This is a genomic window from Brevibacterium album DSM 18261 (genome assembly GCF_000426445.1).
In the GTDB taxonomy this organism is placed as follows: Bacteria; Actinomycetota; Actinomycetes; order Actinomycetales; family Brevibacteriaceae; genus Brevibacterium; species Brevibacterium album.
In genome coordinates, this window is the sequence record NZ_AUFJ01000015.1 from 17,270 (window position 1) to 34,094 (window position 16,825).

Sequence of the window (16,825 nt, forward strand, 5' to 3'; positions counted from 1 at the left end):
GCTCAGCTCCCCGTGCCGCTGAGCGGGGTGGGAGCCGCCCCCGGTGCGGAGCCGGAGCTCCGGAGCTCGGCGAGGATCTCCTCTGCCCGGTCGCTGCGGACGACCCCCGAGGTCACGAGCGCGGCCGCCACCTGTGAGACCTCCTCCGCACGTGCGCCCGCCGCGACCGCGACGGTGCGCGCGTGGAGGCTCATGTGTCCGCGCTGGATGCCCTCGGTCGCGAGCGCCCGGACCGCGGCGACGTTCTGGGCGAGCCCCACGGCGGCGATGACGCGGGCGAGGCGATCGGCCGACTCCGGGCCGATGACCTTGACGTTCGCCTGCGCGACGGGGTGGGAGCGGGTGGCCCCGCCCACGAGGCCCACGGGCATGGGCACCTCGAGAGTCACCTGCAGATTGCCGTCCGCGTCCCGCTCGTAGCGGCTGAGCGAGGTGTAGGAGCCCCGCGCGGAGGCGTAGGCGTGGCAGCCGGCCTCCACGGCGCGGGTGTCGTTGCCGGTGGCGAGGACCACGGCGGTGATGCCGTTCATGATCCCCTTGTTGTGGGTGGCCGCGCGGTAGGGGTCCGCGTCCGCGAAGGCGGCTCCCTCGAGCATGTGCGCGACGACCTCGGGCCCGCCCAGCGAGTCCGGGGCGAAGACAGCCCGCGCGCGGACGAGCCGCCGGTCCGCGAGGTTCGTGAGGATGCGCAGCCGTGCGGTCCCGCCGGCGATCCCCGCGATGAGGTCCGAGGTGCGCTCGGCCATCGAGTTCACGGCGTTGGCCCCCATCGCATCGCGCACGTCCACCACGAGGTGGACGACCACGTGGACGCCGTGCGCGGTGTCGACGATGCGGGGGACGAGGTCGAGGCAGCCGCCGCCGAGGCCCACGAGCACAGGATCCACCTCGTTCGCCGCTGCGATGAGCTCCTCCCGGCGCTCCAGCAGACGGGACCGGGCCGCCTGGGGGTCGGCCACATCCACCACCTGCACCTGGGCCATCATCACCGGGCCCGTGGAGGAGGTGCGGAAGCCTCCGGACTCGCGCGCCCAGCGGGCCGCATTGCTCGCGGCGGCGACCACCGAGGGCTCCTCGGTGGCCATGGGGACGAAGACGTCCTCGCCGTCGACGGTGAAGTTCGTCGCCATCCCCACCGGCACGCCCAGCACGCCGATGACGTTCTCCACGAGGAGGTCGGCCGCGTCCACGCTGAGTCCCCGGGCGGGCTCCAGCGCGGCGAGGTCCTCCACCTCCAGGCCGGTCCGCTCGAGCAGCCCCTCACGGCGCTGGGCGGGGGTCAGGTCCTTGGTTCCGGACCAGCGGGACGTGGTCATGCTGCACCTCTTCGTGGGTAGGTCTGGGGTTCTGCGGAGGCGGTCCGTGCGGCGTCGGCCCCGCACGGGCTCAGCTGTGAGCGAAGCCTCGCATCCCCGCCAGAGTAGAACCCCGCATGCGCGTCCACCATGTGTGCATCCCACATGGAATGGCTCCTCCGATGTGGACCTCACCTGTCAGCAGACAGCGCGGCTCGCCCGCGGCCCCTGTGCAGGCGGCGGTCCATCGCCGCCAGGCGCACCGCGGCTTCCACGAGGAAGAGCCTGTCCGCGTTCCGCCACTCCGGGCCCAGCAGGCCGTCGACCCGCTGGAGCCGCTGCGCCACGGTGTTGACGTGGAAGCGCGTGGCCTCGGCGGTGGCGCGCAGGTTCCTTCCACTGCGGAAATAGGCCTCGAGCAGGGCCAGGAGGCCGCCGGGTGCCGGCCCGCCTCCTCGGACGCCCGCAGCGCGATGCCCGCCGCTCCCGCGCTCAGCCTGCGCATCGGCATCGAGGACCGGCCCCAGCACCGCATCGGCGAACGCCTCCAGGGATGCGCGGTCGGCTCCGAAGAGCCGGGCATAGGGCTGCAGCTCGCTCAGCTCCACGAGCTCCCCCGTCCAGTCCAGGGCGTCCACGACCCCCAGAAGCTCGGTGCACCGGCGATGGGCGCGGACGAGGCCGCTGCGCCCGGAATGGGGAGTGCGGTGTTCGGCCGTCCGCGTGTGCACGGCGCTCACCCCGGGAGTGGCGGTGAGCTGGCGCGCGAGCACCACCACCGCCCGGCCCGCGGTCTCCGCGGAGGTGAGGATGCAGAGCTCGCCGCCGTACATGCCCTGGAAGAAGCCACCGGTGCCACGTTCCTGCCGATTCGCACCGGAAACAGTGCCGCCTGAGGCAGGAGCCGTGCCCGTGCTCCGGGACGGACGGCGTCCCGTCCCCGGTGCCGCGCCTCCTGCGAATCCGGCGGCTGCGAAAGCGGTGCCGATCCGACGCAGATCGCCGGCGTCTCCGCGCAGGAGGAAGACGTCCGTGACCTGGCCCGCGGGCATGCCGGCCCGGGCGAGTCCGGCCTCGGCCTCCGCCGCGGCCTCGTGCGTCCCGCTCAGCAGCTGGGACAGGAGGCGGTCTCGCCGCCGGTCCTCCTCCAGCCGGCCGGCCGATTCCAGCAGCCAGGCGAACCCGCAGATCTGCGCACCGTGCACGAGGGTCTCCGCATCGAGCCCGTCCGCGCTCAGACCATCTCCGGCCGGGCTGTCCGGGCTGTCTGCGCCACCTGCGGCGTCCGGACCAGGCGCGCCTCCTGCGGCGTCCGTGCCGCCCACCCCGTCCGAGTCACCCGCGCTGTCCGTGCCGCGCGCGCCACCCGAGCCGCCCGCACGCAGCACCCGCAGCCGCAGACGTCCGAGTCGTCGGACCTCGACAGTCACAACAGCCTCGGTGTCCGCCGAGTCCGGGGTGAGGACCAGCCCAGGAGGTCCGTCCCCCGTACCGGCCGCAGCAGAGCGCTCCGTGCCCGCCTCGGCGGGAAGCTCCGCGCCGGCCGCACCGGTGTGCTCCGCGCGGACTCCCGCCGAACGCTTCGCCGCGGCAGCCGGCGGGAGCGCCGCCGCAGCGGACTGGGCCGACGCGGGTCCGGACGCGCAGCTGTCCGCGAGCACCCTCCCCGATTCATCGTGCAGGACGAGCCTGCGGTCCGTGCTCTCCGCCAGCGCACCGAGCACCTCATGGACCTCGGCCCCTCCCAGGACGGCCTCGAAGAGCCCGTCCACGGCGTCGAGCATGCGCCGCTGCTCCCGGAAGTGGTGCTCCCAGGCGGAGGCCTCAGCCGCGGCCGCGTCGCCGTGGCGCCGCAGATCGCTCAGGCGCACGGATCTGAGCAGGGCGATGGCGGCGTGATCGGCCAGTGCAGAGAGGACGGCGATCTCCTCGGGCGAGTACTCATGGCGTCGGCGCGTGCCCACGAAGAGCACTCCGAGGACGCCGGACCCGTCAGGGACCGCCGCCGTGTGCTGCGGGAGGTGCGGCTCCCGGGAGGCCGGTCCGCCCAGCAGCGGCACGCCGAGGAGGGAGACCACGCCCTCCCGGCCCACCACATCGTCCATCTCCGCCGACCGCACGAGACCGGGCTCCGTGAAGTAGTCGACCACCGCCTGCGGCCGCTTGCTCCGCGCGATCCGGGAGGCGAGGCCGATGCCCGTCGGCACCGGGAGCCGTGCGAAGTCCGGCTGCGTGACCCCGCGGCTCGCCCGGACCCTGAGTTCCCTCGTGCCCGGGAAGTACTCGGACAGGTAGGCGATGTCCGCCTCGACGATCCCGTGCGCGGCGTCCACGAGATAGGCGAGCGTCTCGTCGACGGAGGTGGCATCGGCGAGCACCCGTGCGCTGTCTGCCACCGCACGCAGCTCTCTGCTGCGGTCCCTGAGACCCGCGACCTCCTCGCGCGTGTGGGCGAGCTGCTCCGTGAGACGACCCAGGTCGTGCTCGGGGACGCCGAGCAGCAGCGCGGCCTCCCGGAACCGGGCGCGGTCGGGACGGTCCGGCCGCACCGCTGCCGTGAGCAGGTGCAGCGCCGCCGCGGATTCCGGTGCCTCCGGCGCCTGCAGTGTCTCCGATGCCTGCGGTGCCTGGGCGGCTGCCAGCGCACGCGAACCCTGCTCAGCGGTCGCCGGCGACTCTGCCCGGGCCCGGTCCTGCCGGGCAGCCTCGAGCCCTGCCGCCTCGAGTCCGGTTCCCCGGTCCCGCGCCTCGGGCCCGCTCACGGCAGGAGCAGGGTGAAGGCGTGGATGACGGTCCCGACGAGCGCGCCGATCACGGTCCCGTTGATGCGGATGTACTGGAGATCGCGGCCCACGTAGAGCTCGATGCGGTCGGAGGCCTCCTTCGCGTCCCAGCCGGCGATGGTGTCGGAGATGACGGAGGCGATCTCGCCGCCGAAGGACTCGACGAGGTCACCGGCGGTCGTCGCGATGCGCGCATCCATCTGCGCCGCGAACTCCTCGTCCGTCCTCATCCGGTGGGCCGCCTCGGCGAGCAGTCCGCGCACGCGGGTCTGCACCTCGCCCGTCTCATCCACGACGGCCACGCGGAGCAGGCGCTTGAACGAGCCCCAGACCTCCAGCACGGCGTCGACGACCCCCGGCTGGGTGAGGAGCTCGTCGATGACGTTCTCCGCGCGCTGCGACAGCGAGGTGGGCTCACGGAGGTCGTTCGCGATCTGGACGAGCCAGGAGTCCAGCGCCTGGCGGGCGCGGTGGTAGCGGTCGTCGCGGACCTCCGCGATCCAGGTGAGCACCTCGCGCCGGAGCCTGCCCGCGACCACATCGCTGAGGAAGCGGGGGGCCCAGTCGGGCGACCGCTGCTGGACGATCTCGTCGATGACCTGGGGGTTGGACTCGAGCCAGGAGTGCGCCTCCCCCACGATGAGATCGACGAGGCGGTGGTGGGAGCCGTCGTCCACGACCTCGCGGAGCAGCATGCCGAGCGCCGGCGCCTTGCGCGTGGAGACGAGCTTGGGGACGAGGACATCGCGGGTCAGCGCCCTGATGTCGTCATCGCCCACGCGCGCGAGCACGTACTCGAGGCCCTGCCCCGCCCGGCGGACGACCCGGGTCTGGTTCTCCTCCTCGGACAGCCACTCCCCCGCGCGCCGCGTCACCTGCGCGCGGAGGATCTTGTTCGAGACGGTGGACGACTGCAGGAAGTTCGCCGCCACGAACTGGGAGAGGCTCGCCCCGAGGGTGTCCTTCTTGCGCGGGATGATCGCGGTGTGCGGGATGGGCAGGCCCAGCGGGTGGCGGAACAGAGCGGTCACGGCGAACCAGTCCGCGATCGCGCCGATCATCGCGGCCTCCGAGGCGCGGGCGACGAAGCCCCAGACGCCCGTGAGGTCCGTGAGCAGGTGCACGAGGAGGAAGACGAGTGCGGCGAGTCCGAGGAGGCCGGTGGCCAGCGTGCGCATCTTCCGCAGGGCGCGGGCGCGGGCGAGGTCGTCCGCCTCGGTGCCGGCGAGGGCAGGGCTCCCGGGGGCCGGGCCTGCCGGAACGGTGTCCGCGGCGGCAGGATTCGCGGCGGCAGGGTCCGCGGCGGCTGAGCTCCCCGAGGGCGGGCTGCCCGCGGCCGGGGCGCCTGTGTCAGGGACCCCGGTGTCAGGGCCCTGAGCATGCGGATCGTCGGGTGTGTTCGTCACCCTCCAAAGCTACCGCGTGCTCGGCCGGGACATGAACGCCGAGGCGCATCACTCACGTCCTGAATTCTGCCGCCTCATCGGCCCCACGGCGGCAGAATCCAGGACGCGAACGACGCTAAGTCGCTTCACGTCCTCGTCACGGTCCCAGCAGCCCCAGCGGAACGACCGCCACACCGTCTTTCCGGCGGTAGGCGTAGGGGCCGGTCGTGATGACCACCCGATCTGCGACTCGGTCGCCCAGCACCTCCCGCAGCCAGTTGAGGTGCCGCACATCCCTGTCGTCGACGGTGGCGGCGAGCTTCACCTCGATCGCAACGACGCGACCGTCCCGCCCCTCGATGATGAGGTCCACCTCCCGCTCATTGCTCTTGGTCCTCAAGTGGCCCACGCGTGCGCGCACAGCTTCTGCATAGACCCGCACAGACTGCGTGACGAGCGACTCGAAGAGGGCACCCAGCCATGTCCCGGTGTCTGCTCTGGGCGAGATCCTCTCCCCTCTGCCCATCAGCAGGCTCTGCCGCGTCGCGCCCGCGAGTGCTGCCGCGAGTGCTGGATCCACGAGGTGGTGCTTAGGAGTCTGGGTGAGACGAGTCAGCGGGGAGAACGTTGGAATCCAGGCCTCCACCGGATCGAGGATGAAGAGCCGGGCAAGATGATCGCGGTAGAGGGAGACCGTCTGCCGCGCGGGCTTATCGGCTTCGCCCGCGGTGGCTGCATCGAGGATCGTCGTATACGAGGAGGTCGTGGACACGGCTGCTCCGTATGCTGCCAGCCACCGGCGCAGGGTATCGGGGCGTCGCACCTCGACGCCGTTCTCAGGCAGCTCGCGCTGGACGATCCGCGCGACATAGCTCTCAAGCTGAACTTCGCGCGCCTGTTCGGGAAGCCCGCGTATGCCCGGGAACCCCGATCTGAGAATCTCGTCGACGTAATCGGGCACCTTCAGAGCGCTGGCGCCGGTGAGGGTTCCGGACTCGCCCGTCAGAAGTGCCTGCAGGGACACACTCGGCGAACAGACACCGCGTTCGGCAAGGCTGAGCGGGCGCATGCGCAAGCTCACGATCCTCCCGGCCCCGGAATGTATGCGCACTCCGGGCGACACACCCGCGCTGCCGGCCAAGAGGAAGCTGCTGCCGCCGCAGCCCTCGTCCACCGCCGCTCGCACGCGATCCCAGACGGAGGGCTCCAGCTGCCATTCGTCAATGAGCACCGGTGGTGGGAGCTCAGTGACCAGATCGTAATTCGCCTCCACGCTCTGTCTCTGGGCTGTGTCCGCGAAGTTCAGCACTGTGGCGGCCCGCTGTGTTCCCGTCGCGGTCTTTCCCACGCCTTTGGCACCTTCGAGCGCGATCGCTGCGAGATGCGGGAACAGCGCGTCCAAGGCATCGTCGATGATCCGCCGAGAGTACTCCATGCTTCCCAAGATAACAGGCGGACAGGATCCTGTTTAACCAATGGACGGGGTCCTACCTAACCAACGGACGAGATCCTATCTAACAAACCGACGGTACTCAGCGTATCGACTGCTTGGGCATGAAGGTCGAGTGCATCACCCGCGTCCGGGTCCGGCCTGCGTCCGATCCGGGCGGAGCATGCGACCCCCTCCGTTGTGGTCTGCCGTGTGAACGCATTTCGGAGCGAATCGCGTTCGCACGGCAGACGACAGCGGAGGCAGTGCCGCAACGGACGCGGTGCCGGCGCGATGACGCTGGCACACAGAAGGGGCCTCCCGGAGCATGACGCTCCGGGAGGCCCCTGACAGCCTGACATCAGACCGTTTCAACCTGGGGACCAGGCTGTTGCAGCCTGAGGATCAGGCCTTGCCGATCACGGCGAACTTGGCGTTCGCGGTGATCTCGTCGTGCACGCGCACGGTCGCCGTGTAGGTGCCAGCCGACTTCACGTGGCCCGTGAGCGCCACCTGACGGCGGTCGAACTCGTGGCCCACGACGGCCGTGAGGGCCTCGGCCACGAGGGCCGGGGTGACCGCACCGAAGAGACGGCCGCCCTTGCCGGCCTTCATCTCGATGCGAGCGGTGCTCGCCTCGAGCTTCTCCTTGAGGGCGATGGCCTCGTCGCGGTCGGCGAGCTGGCGGGCCTGACGGGCCTTGCGCAGAGCCTGGACGTCCTTCTCCGCACCGGCGCTCCACGGACGAGCCCAGCCGCGGGGGATGAGCAGGTTGCGGGCGTAGCCGGCCTTGACCTCGACGACGTCACCGGCGGCGCCGAGACGGTCGACTTCCTGATTGAGGATGAGCTTCCTGGTGGCCATTGTTCTCTCCTCCTATCAGCGGCTGGTGCTGGTGTAGGGAAGCAGAGCCATCTCGCGGGCGTTCTTCACGGCCTTCGCGATGATGCGCTGCTCCTGCACGGTGACACCGGTGACGCGGCGGGCGCGGATCTTGCCGCGGTCCGAGATGAACTTGCGCAGCGTCGCGGTGTCCTTGTAGGTGATGGTTGCGGCTTCTCCGCGCTTGAGCGGGTTCGCCTTCTTCTTGATGGGCTTCCGGGGATCCGGCTTTGCCATGGTGTGCTCCTAGAACTGTGAAGGAAGATGCTGTGCGATCAGCCTGCGATCGCCGTCAGACGCTGATCAGAACGGGGGCTCGTCATCGGCCGGGTTGCCCCAGCCTCCGCCGCCCTGCGGGTTGGACGCCGCCCAGGGATCGTCCTGGGGCGGACGGCTCTGCTGCGGGTTCGCACCCCAGCTCCCGCCCTGCTGAGCGGGGGCGCCGCCCTGCGGGCCGCCAAAGCCGCCCTGCTGGCCGCCGCCGAATCCACCCTGTGGCTGGCCTCCTCCGAAGCCGCCCTGCTGGCCGCCGCGGTTCCCGCCACCGCCGCCGCGCTCATTGCGCGTGACGTTCGCCGAGGCGAAGCGGAGGCTGGGGCCGACCTCATCGGCATCGAGTTCGAACACCGTGCGACGCTCGCCCTCCTTCGTGTCGAAGGTGCGGGCGCGCAGGCGTCCCTGCACGATGACGCGGGTGCCGCGGGAGACGGACTCCGCGACGTTCTCGGCCATTTCGCGCCAGGCGCTGCAGCGGAGGAAGAGGGTCTCACCATCGCGGAACTCGTTCGCCTGGCGATCGAATGTGCGCGGTGTGGAGGCGACGGTGAAGTTCGCAACGGCTGCGCCGTTGGCGGTGAACCTCAGCTCGGGGTCCGCGGTGACGTTCCCGACGACCGTGATGACTGTCTCGCCTGCCATGTCGACTCCTTAAGCTCCAGCTTTCTCGGGCTTCTTCGTTGTTCTGATCAGGTGAGCGGCGGGATCCCGCCGCTCACGCGGTCACTTGGCGTCGGGCCGGAGGATCTTCGTGCGCAGGACGGACTCGTTGAGTCCGAGCTGGCGATCGAGCTCCTTGACGGTCTCCGGCTTCGCGGTGAGATCGATGACGGCGTAGTAGCCCTCGGTCTTCTTCTGGATCTCATATGCGAACCGGCGACGGCCCCACACGTCGACGTTGTCGACGGTTCCGCCCTCGGCGGGCACGACCTTCAGCAGCTTCTCGATGTCGGCGCCCACGGAGCGCTCTTCGAGTTCCGGATCAAGGATGAGCATGAGCTCGTACTTACGCATGTGTCACCCACCTCCTCTGGTCTCAGCGGTCATGGTCGTTCCATGACAGGAGGGTTATGCGCGGCTCCCCTCACCCGCGGCGCGGGCAGAGGGCAACCGCAACAGTGTACATCAGGCACGCGCTCTCGCGCCTCCGGTCCCTCGTGTGCTCCCGGACCCTTCTGCGTCACCGGCCCCTGCCCGCGCGAGGTCAGGCGGCCTCCTCACGAGATCGTCCAGGGCATAGGCGGTGATGAGGGCCAGCGCCAGGAAGCGCAGCAGCGTGAAGACCGCCGCCCAGGAGTCCGCGAGGCCGGTCTGAGCGTCGAGCGCGGCGGCCTCGGACAGGTGTGCGGCGATCGCGAACCCGAGCTCGGCGAAGAACCAGACGGCGTGCACCCACAGGTGCGGGACCATGAGCGCGGCGAAGGGCACGAGCCACAGCGACAGCGAGGTGGACGAGCCCGGAGCCACGATGACGGAGAAGCTCAGCATGGCCGTGAGGGTGAGTGCGGTGCGCCGCAGGTGGATCCGCTCGTCCGAGGCCTCCATCTCCCGCAGTGTCGCGAGGTCGAAGGAGACAGGGCTCGAGGGAGCGGGACTCGAGGAGGCCGCAGCGGGAGCGGCGCCCGAGGCGCCCCCCGCCCCGAACACGGTCGCCCCGGCGGGAGACGCCTCGGATCCAGCTCTCCCGGTGGGAGCAGCTCCGGGGGAGGCCGCCTCGGGCGCGGTCCGGACGGGGCGGTGCATCGACCGTGAGACGAAGAGGGCGGCGAGCGCCACGAGGCCGAAGCCCCAGACGACCAGCAGACCGGTGGTGAGCGCGGCCTCGTCGCTCCAGCCGCGGACGAGTGCGATTGAGGCCAGGGAGCCCCGGTCCACGGCGTCCGAGAACCACACGGCCAGGCGCCCGGGCAGCCGACCGTCCGCCAGCAGCATCAGGCCGGTGAGCAGGGCGAATCCCGCGAGCACGAGGGCGGCCTGAGCTCGGTCGCGCGAGGCGCCCAGGAGGACTCCGAGGAGCACCACGAGGCCCAGCGGCCCCGCTGCCGCGGCGACGGCGAGGAGGGACCCGGCGCCCAGGAGGGAGCCGGTGGTCCGTCCTCCCAGCAGCAGGACGCAGGCCCAGACTGCGCAGGCCACGCCCACAGGCTCCAGCGACGCTCCGATGCCGAAGACGATGACGGGCGAGAGGAAGCCCACCGCGGCCCAGGCCGGACCCCGACCGCCCAGGCCGAGCTTCCGGGCGAGGACGAGCATGCCCGTCCCCATCGCCGCGAATGCGGCGGTGTTGAGCACGAGGAGGATCGCCATGCCCTCCGCCGGGGCTGCGCCCAGGAGGCCGGAGGCGGCGACCGTGAACCAGTAGGTCAGCAGGGAGAAGCCCGGCAGGCCCGAGGTGATCGCGCCGGGCGCATCCGGTGCGGTCTCGCCCAGAAGGGAGAGTGCCACGGGCGAGGAGCACATGCGGAAGGAGGCGCGGGGCAGCTCGTAGCCGCCGGACATGCACGGCGCCTGCAGGAGGATGCCGACGGCCACGCTCAGTCCCAGCACTGCGAGCACCATCCAGGAGCCCGCGACGAGGACGCGGGCGTCAGGGCGGGCGAACCGTGCGGCGCCCTCGGTCCCCAGCAGGGGGGCGGCGAGGCGAGCGGGGGCGGAAGGGCGGCGCTGTTCCGCACCGGCAGCCGTGCCGGGACCACAGCCCGGCGCGGAACTCCGTTCCGGCTGGGAACTCGAGTCCGGCGCGGACTGCCGGTCCGCTTCCGAGCCCCAGTCCGATTCCGGAGCCTCTCCCGGTCCGGGAACCTCGCGTGTGTTCGGCATAGGGCCAGCGTAGAGGACGACACGGACGCAGCCCTGGGCCTCGGCCCCCGTACCTGCGAAACTGTGCAGCAGGCACCTGCGAAACTGTTCGACAGAGCGCTGCGATTCTGTCCAGCCAGCCCCACAACGCCCACTGCCGGCCCCGCATTCGCGGAACCGGCAGTGGGTGCCTCCCGCTTCCTGGAAGGAGGTTCGTGTGCAGCCTGACGGCCGCTCTCAGCCGCAGAACGCCTGGAGGAGCTCATCCGCCATCGGCTGCACCTCGGCGAGTTCGATGGGATCGGCAGGCTCCTGCTCGCTCTCGTCTCCCCAGCCGAAGTCGATGTTCACGTCCATCACCTGCACCATGAAAAGCACACCGTCGCCCACCGCCACGAGGTGCAGTTCCGTGTTGTCCACGCCCTCTGCGGCCATGGACGCCTGTGCACCCCAGGTCCAGCCCTGAGCGTCGAGCTCCTCCACAGAGGTGAGCTCGCTTCCCCACCTGTCGCGCATCGTTGACTCGTAGTTCTCATAGCTGCCCTGCTGCGCCTCCTTGATCTCCGTCATGGGGGAGATGGCTGCAGTGACCGTGTGCGTGAGATTGCGACCACCCGCATAATCCTCCGACGTCTCGTCAGGGGTCATCACAATCGCGCCGCCCTCCACCATCCCGGCACCTTCACCGAAAGCGTCCTCGAGGTTCTCGAGGTCGACGTCGATGATCTCGGTATCGGTCCCGAAGTCATCGGGCAGAAGATCGACGCCGTAGTACTCGTATCCGTAGCCGGACAGCCCCTGCGCCCATTCCTCCGTATACCGCTGCAGATCCTCCTCATCGCATGTCGGTCCACTCCAGGTGCCCAGGCCCAGAGCGCCTGTTCCGGCACAGCCGCTCACGGCTGTGAGCAGAAGGGCCAGCACGGCTCCACCCAGACGAATTCGCGCCTCCGACGTTCGCATGCCCCATCCCTTCACTCAGATGCACACCGGTTTCGGCGCTGGCTCGCGCCCGGCCGGCACAGCGCAGGGCGGCTCCAGACCGGCACGGGCCGCACCAGGCCGGCGCTGCACGGGCCGCCTTCACAGCTCAGCCCGAGGCCGCGAAATCCGGCGGAAGCCCGTCGGCTCGCCCCCTCCGCTCGCGCAGATGCGCTCACAGTACGGACCTTCCGGGGTGCAGCGCAGAGCCGCACGCTGCACTGCACAGATGACTACGCTCTCAGCAGGATCACCAGGAGGCCGTATGAATCGTTCACCCCATGTCCCCGCACGGGCCTCCGCTGCGCTGCTCGCCGTGCTGCTGATGGCCGCCCTTCTCGTGCCGACCACTCCCGGCAATGCGGTCTCGGGCTCCCGGACCTTCGACGCGGACATCGAATCGCACGTCGAGATCACCGTCGCGAAGGACCGCACCGTGCAGGTGCGCAGCACCTACGCCTCCCACGTGACTTCCATGGCCCAGGCAGAGGGCTCCTCACCGGAGCAGTACCGCGAGTACAACTGCCTCGCCCAGGCAGATCTCGATTCCCTGCGCAATGACACATACGCCTCGTACCCCGGCACCGAACTCGAGATCGTGGACGGCGAGTACTGCGGTCTGACGGCCCTGACCCCTCCCGTGCCGATCCAATCCCTCACCGGCAGCGACAATCTCTATGCCCTCACTCCTGCAGGTTCGGCCCACGTCGAAGGGGTCATGCTGCGCGGTGAGGACTCCGCATTCCTGGATCTCTACTCCCCGGCCCGGTGGGAAACGGACTACGACACCGCTGACGGAATCGTCCGCGAGACCACCCTCACCGTCACCTTCCCCGGCCCGGTCACGAGCGCTCCGGGAGCCGAGATCAAGGGCCGGACAGCGACCTGGGACCTCATGGACTCGACGAGCGAACCCAGCGCCACGGGCTCGCTCGTCCCTCCGTTCCCCTGGCTCCTGGTCCTGCTGCCGCTTGCCCTGCTGGCGCTCGCGGCCGTGGCCGTCCTCCTGTGGAACCGCGCCCGTCGGAGGCGTGCACGGTCGGCAGCCGGCGCCCCCGTCTTCGCACCGGAACCGTCTGCCTTCGCACCCTCCGCGACCGACGCGGCACCCCCTGCCGCACCGCATATGCACCCCGGATCGGGACCGCTGCGGCAACCGGCTCCGCAACCGCTCCCACCCCCACCCGGTGCGGGGCCAGTCCCGCCTCCACGCGCTGCCGCGCCGCCCCCGCCACCCGGGACCACGCCAGCCCCGCCCTCATCGCCCAGTGCCGCACCAGCCCCACCCCCACCGCCGCCGAGGCCGTCCCCGAGCCCACCGCCGCCACCCCCGCCGCCCTCCTGACCGGGAGCCCCGAATGCGCACGCGAGCCGACACCGCGCACTCGTTCGAGGACGTCCCCCGTCACTGCGCGCCTGGGTGAGTTGAGGCCTCCTCTCTTGCCGCCGTGCACCGTTTCCGTCCGCTTTCGATCCCCATGCACAGCCCGCGGTGAGGAGACAATCATGACCCTCGTCCGGGGAGCAGGAGCACTCGCTGCCTTCATACCCGCCGTTCGTCTCTGCGGCACCGCGCTGCCTGCTGCTGTGCCGCGTTCACCTCTGTGGTGCCGCAGACATCGGAAAAGCCTGACCTTGGGACACCCGCCTCTGAGAGGGGGCCCGGCCCCAGCAGGAGAGAAGCGTGCTCCGGACCAGCGGCCACTCCGGCAGAGCCGGTGCCTGCCGGATGGCGGTCGAGTATCGGCTGGCATCCGGCCTGGGCAGGCCGCCCGTCTGGGCGGCGACTGCGCGCAGCTTGCGGATCTGCGTCCGGCTGGGAACGGGCTTCCCCTCGCAGTGCCCGGGTGCATCGCCTTCCGCAGCGGGACAGAGCCCGGCGGCCAGCCCAGGCGCCACCTCCTCGGCGGCACGGAGGAAGTCCGCCAATGCGCCCGAGGCGGTGAAGCCCAGGTGCCTGCGTATCTGTTCCGCGGGCGGGAGGAGGAAGCGACTGTCCCTCCACCGGCTGGCGCTCTGCGCGACGAGGGATTCCCACTCCACCGCGAGCTCGTGCTGCGAGACGAGGGCGAAGGCTCCGGCCTCCGCCATGCGCAGACGGAGCACATCGTCCTCGTCCCCCGTCCCGATGCATGCGACGGGCGGTCGCGCGGTCTCGCCCAGGATCCGCGGCAGCGCGGACAGCACCCGGTGGCGATCGTGATGCGAGTCCGCGCCCACGGAGCGGAGCAGCACGAGGTCCGGCCGCCAGTGATGGTCACGCGCGGAGTCCATGACGGCATCCACATCTGCAGAGGTGACCACAAGGCCCTCACGACCCAGCAGCGAGTGCAGGCCGAGCGTGAGGATCGGGTCGTCGGAGATCAGCAGGATGGTGCGGCAGCTCATGCCAGTCAGAGAAGCATGCGAACGCCCGCCGATCCGCGGGAAATCAGGCATTCCGGAGGAAGCGGAAAAGCCGGACAGGCGCGGAACACCGCGGAACGCCGGCTGCTCCGTCACCGCCCTCCCCCTGAGATGCTCCTAAGATGAACGGAACACCGTGCCCGGCGGGATCGCGGAGCGCCCCTCCGGCGCACTGCGCTCTCACCGGGCACAGCGCGCTCGCACCGAACGCGCCCGCTCCGCACCCGCCCTTCACCCGCAGGAGGATCACGTGAATGCCCTCGTCCCTCCCGCCTCAGGCACCCGCCGCGCAGACACTCTCCACACAGGCACCTGCCATACGCACGCCCACTGCACAGGCACCCGTCACACGCTCCACCGGCTGCGCGGCGGCACCGTGCTGCTCCCCATCCTGTTCCTCGTCCTCCTCCTCGGACTGGGCGGATGCACCGCTGCCTCTGCTGAGTTCCAGATCAGCCGGCACCTCACGGCCAGCGGGAGCATCGAACTGCAGGTGCCTGCGGTCGCGCTGGAGGAGGCCTACGGAGCAGAGGGCCTGAGCCAGGGCCTGGAACGCGACATCGCGGAGTACGACGAGCTCGCTCCAGAGGGCGTCTCCGTCACGGCCCACGAGGCCGGGACGGGCGGCGCCGGCGTCACTGTCGAGTTCGAGAACGTACAGGTCTCCGCCCTCGGCGCGCAGGGCGGGGGAAGCATCTTCACCTACCTCGCGCCCAAGCTGGAGGCGGAGGAGGGCAACTACAAGCTGCGGATCCGGAACCCTGCCCGGGCGGTCACCCGCATCGAGGAGCTGGGACCGGCCCTCGCCGCCATGCGCGAGCAGATGGATGCGTTCACTCTGACCGTCACCTTCCCCGGCGAGATCGTCTCGGCCCAGGGCGCAGCCTCCATCGACGGCCATTCGGTCACCTACGACCTGCTGAACTGCGGCGAGGACGAGATCCTCGTCTACGCGGAACCGGGCACGGTGCCGCTGTGGAAGAAGTCCCTGCCCGCCGTCGCCGCCGCAATCATCGCCGCTGCGGCCATCGCCCTCGTCTTCCGCTTCTCCCACCGCCGCTGAGTCATTCGTGCTTCCGCCGGATCCGCGCATGTGCACCGGAACGCGCACTCAGCTGTGCACCGCGCACGCCGCACTTGAGCGCATCCGTACGGGCCCGCAGGCCTCAGATGCACAGCGCGGGACCGAGTTCGATGACCTCGCCCTCCACCGTGGCCTCCGCGATTCCGCACACGCGTGCCTCCACATCCGGTTCGATCACGAGCGGCGTGTACAGCGAGTTCACGTTCAGCGACTGCCTCTGCTGCGACCGCGGGCTGCCCATGTCGATGGCCGGGTAGACGTACATCTCGAGGCTGTTCCCGATGGCCTTGCCGTCGTAGCGGGTCACACGGCCCCACACGGCCATGCACTGGCTGGAGTACATCATCTCCACGAGGAACTCCCCGTCCATCCGGTTCTCCGCGGAGGCGATGATCGCGTCCTCCCGGCACACCGTCCGCATGGGATCCACGCCGTCGGCGAAGTCCACATAGTCCTTGACCACGGACGAGCGCGGTGAGAAGTCGTCATAGCCCGGCGCGATGACGTTCGCCCACAGCAGGCTGGTGGCGCCCGCGGTCACGAGGGCGGCTCCGCCGGCGATCACAGCTGCGAGCCACCGTGGGATCACCGCACCGGAACCGCGGCCGGAGGCGGGAGAGGGTCCGCCTCCCGCAGGTGCCGAGCCACCCGATGAGCCGCCCTGTGCAGGCACCGCCTCCGTGCCCGAGGCAGGCTCCGGTGGAGCGGACGAGTCCGCCTCCGCGGCACTCTCCTGGCCGTAGAGCGCCCACCAGCGCGTCACCCATTCGTCCTCGTCGCCGCCCAGCGCTGCCACCAGACAGCGGACGGTGTGCTCCGAAGGCTTCTTCCTGCCCCGCAGCGCATCGGAGAGCGTGGTCTTCGAGGCCTTTCCCTCCGTACGCCCGGACAGGGCCATGAGAGTGGGCTGACCGGCAGCGGCGCGCAGTGCTCGGAGATCCGCGGCGAAGCGCTCGGGGGTGTCCTGCGCCGTGCCGGAGCCCCCGGCCACCGCCACACCTTCGCGTCGCGCCTGCACTCCGCCCGCGTCCGTCATGCCCTTCCCCTCCCATCAGAGCGCCTGGCCGGTGCGGCGCTTCACACGTCACTCATGACCGTGCTCCCTGCGGGAAGGGATCCCCGCAGACCCAGGTCTCTCGGTGTGCATGTATCTTCACAGATCTTTCCGTTCCTCAGGTCTCGGGTCTCAGGTTCGTTATCGAATCGCGCGGAAGGCAACGGAGAAGACCTCGGCAGGCAGATCCCCCGCCACACGGCACAGTCCGGTGCCGGCCTCACGGCATGGCAGGCCCCCTCGCACCCGAAGCAGGCGCTGGCGGCAGCATGTACCACAGACCGTGACGACAGTGCAAGGGAGCTCCGCAGCCTCCGCGATGTGGTGCATCATGCAGCCAGTACACCGCTCGAAGCGTCTCGGATGCCTCCCGGAACACCGCACCCGGCTTCGGCACCGCGGCGGACCACAAGCACCAAGCCGACGCTGAGCTCCACGCCGGACCTCGTCC

General features: G+C 70.5%; 14 protein-coding genes. 2 read left to right on the forward strand and 12 right to left on the reverse strand.

Translation table 11 applies throughout. The features are described from left to right. Positions 1 to 2 precede the first annotated feature (2 nt). From K318_RS21655 to K318_RS0112445, 10 genes are all read right to left on the reverse strand, one after another. Complete coding sequence (locus tag K318_RS21655) at positions 3 to 1,490, reverse strand: hydroxymethylglutaryl-CoA reductase, degradative (RefSeq protein ID WP_342664212.1); 1,488 nt, start codon at positions 1,488 to 1,490, stop codon at positions 3 to 5. Further along, the gene (locus K318_RS0112405) at positions 1,487 to 4,057 is read right to left on the reverse strand and encodes a helix-turn-helix domain-containing protein (protein ID WP_029089710.1); all 2,571 of its coding nucleotides are present in this window, start codon (positions 4,055 to 4,057) and stop codon (positions 1,487 to 1,489) included. Before K318_RS0112405 ends, K318_RS21655 begins: the two co-directional genes overlap by 4 nt. After that, positions 4,054 to 5,484: a DUF445 domain-containing protein gene (locus K318_RS21660; RefSeq protein WP_084500165.1), complete on the reverse strand. Its 1,431-nt coding sequence runs from the start codon at positions 5,482 to 5,484 to the stop codon at positions 4,054 to 4,056. Before K318_RS21660 ends, K318_RS0112405 begins: the two co-directional genes overlap by 4 nt. 136 nt (positions 5,485 to 5,620) lie before the next feature. Further along, complete coding sequence (locus K318_RS0112415) at positions 5,621 to 6,898, reverse strand: ATP-binding protein (RefSeq protein WP_029089711.1); 1,278 nt, start codon at positions 6,896 to 6,898, stop codon at positions 5,621 to 5,623. Positions 6,899 to 7,297: 399 nt separating this feature from the next. Then, positions 7,298 to 7,756, reverse strand: coding sequence for a 50S ribosomal protein L9 (gene rplI, locus K318_RS0112420; protein ID WP_029089712.1), 459 nt, complete (start codon positions 7,754 to 7,756; stop codon positions 7,298 to 7,300). A 15-nt stretch (positions 7,757 to 7,771) separates the two neighbouring features. Further along, entirely contained in the window at positions 7,772 to 8,011 is a 240-nt protein-coding gene (gene rpsR, locus K318_RS0112425) for a 30S ribosomal protein S18 (protein ID WP_029089713.1), read from the reverse strand. A gap of 66 nt (positions 8,012 to 8,077) precedes the next feature. Beyond that, on the reverse strand, positions 8,078 to 8,692 hold the full coding sequence (locus K318_RS0112430) for a single-stranded DNA-binding protein (protein WP_029089714.1): 615 nt from the start codon (positions 8,690 to 8,692) through the stop codon (positions 8,078 to 8,080). A gap of 81 nt (positions 8,693 to 8,773) precedes the next feature. Next, the gene (rpsF, locus tag K318_RS0112435; protein ID WP_029089715.1) at positions 8,774 to 9,064 is read right to left on the reverse strand and encodes a 30S ribosomal protein S6; all 291 of its coding nucleotides are present in this window, start codon (positions 9,062 to 9,064) and stop codon (positions 8,774 to 8,776) included. A gap of 111 nt (positions 9,065 to 9,175) precedes the next feature. Further along, positions 9,176 to 10,870, reverse strand: coding sequence for a hypothetical protein (locus K318_RS0112440; RefSeq protein ID WP_029089716.1), 1,695 nt, complete (start codon positions 10,868 to 10,870; stop codon positions 9,176 to 9,178). A 216-nt stretch (positions 10,871 to 11,086) separates the two neighbouring features. Beyond that, entirely contained in the window at positions 11,087 to 11,773 is a 687-nt protein-coding gene (locus K318_RS0112445; RefSeq protein WP_029089717.1) for a hypothetical protein, read from the reverse strand. A gap of 322 nt (positions 11,774 to 12,095) precedes the next feature. Between K318_RS0112445 and K318_RS23850 the strand changes: the two genes are divergently transcribed. Next, the gene (locus tag K318_RS23850; RefSeq protein ID WP_029089718.1) at positions 12,096 to 13,175 is read left to right on the forward strand and encodes an LppM family (lipo)protein; all 1,080 of its coding nucleotides are present in this window, start codon (positions 12,096 to 12,098) and stop codon (positions 13,173 to 13,175) included. A 251-nt stretch (positions 13,176 to 13,426) separates the two neighbouring features. Here K318_RS23850 and K318_RS0112455 read toward each other — a convergent pair whose 3' ends face one another. Beyond that, positions 13,427 to 14,218 (reverse strand): PleD family two-component system response regulator, encoded by a 792-nt coding sequence (locus K318_RS0112455; RefSeq protein ID WP_029089719.1) that lies wholly within the window; start codon positions 14,216 to 14,218, stop codon positions 13,427 to 13,429. Between the two features lie 268 nt (positions 14,219 to 14,486). Here K318_RS0112455 and K318_RS0112460 point away from each other — a divergent pair, with 268 nt between their 5' ends. Beyond that, positions 14,487 to 15,299, forward strand: a complete 813-nt coding sequence (locus K318_RS0112460) for an LppM family (lipo)protein (protein WP_156913996.1) — start codon at positions 14,487 to 14,489, stop codon at positions 15,297 to 15,299. Between the two features lie 103 nt (positions 15,300 to 15,402). Here K318_RS0112460 and K318_RS0112465 read toward each other — a convergent pair whose 3' ends face one another. Further along, positions 15,403 to 16,356, reverse strand: coding sequence for a DUF2690 domain-containing protein (locus K318_RS0112465; RefSeq protein WP_029089721.1), 954 nt, complete (start codon positions 16,354 to 16,356; stop codon positions 15,403 to 15,405). Positions 16,357 to 16,825 lie beyond the last annotated feature (469 nt).

Coding starts and splice junctions, on each gene's coding strand:
- K318_RS23850 (WP_029089718.1), top strand. CDS start 12,096: ATGAATCGTTCACCCCATGTCCCCGCACGGGCCTCCGCTGCGCTGCTC.
- rplI (WP_029089712.1), bottom strand. CDS start 7,756: ATGGCCACCAGGAAGCTCATCCTCAATCAGGAAGTCGACCGTCTCGGC.
- K318_RS0112430 (WP_029089714.1), bottom strand. CDS start 8,692: ATGGCAGGCGAGACAGTCATCACGGTCGTCGGGAACGTCACCGCGGAC.
- K318_RS0112465 (WP_029089721.1), bottom strand. CDS start 16,356: ATGACGGACGCGGGCGGAGTGCAGGCGCGACGCGAAGGTGTGGCGGTG.
- K318_RS0112455 (WP_029089719.1), bottom strand. CDS start 14,218: ATGAGCTGCCGCACCATCCTGCTGATCTCCGACGACCCGATCCTCACG.
- rpsF (WP_029089715.1), bottom strand. CDS start 9,064: ATGCGTAAGTACGAGCTCATGCTCATCCTTGATCCGGAACTCGAAGAG.
- K318_RS0112415 (WP_029089711.1), bottom strand. CDS start 6,898: ATGGAGTACTCTCGGCGGATCATCGACGATGCCTTGGACGCGCTGTTC.
- rpsR (WP_029089713.1), bottom strand. CDS start 8,011: ATGGCAAAGCCGGATCCCCGGAAGCCCATCAAGAAGAAGGCGAACCCG.
- K318_RS0112440 (WP_029089716.1), bottom strand. CDS start 10,870: ATGCCGAACACACGCGAGGTTCCCGGACCGGGAGAGGCTCCGGAATCG.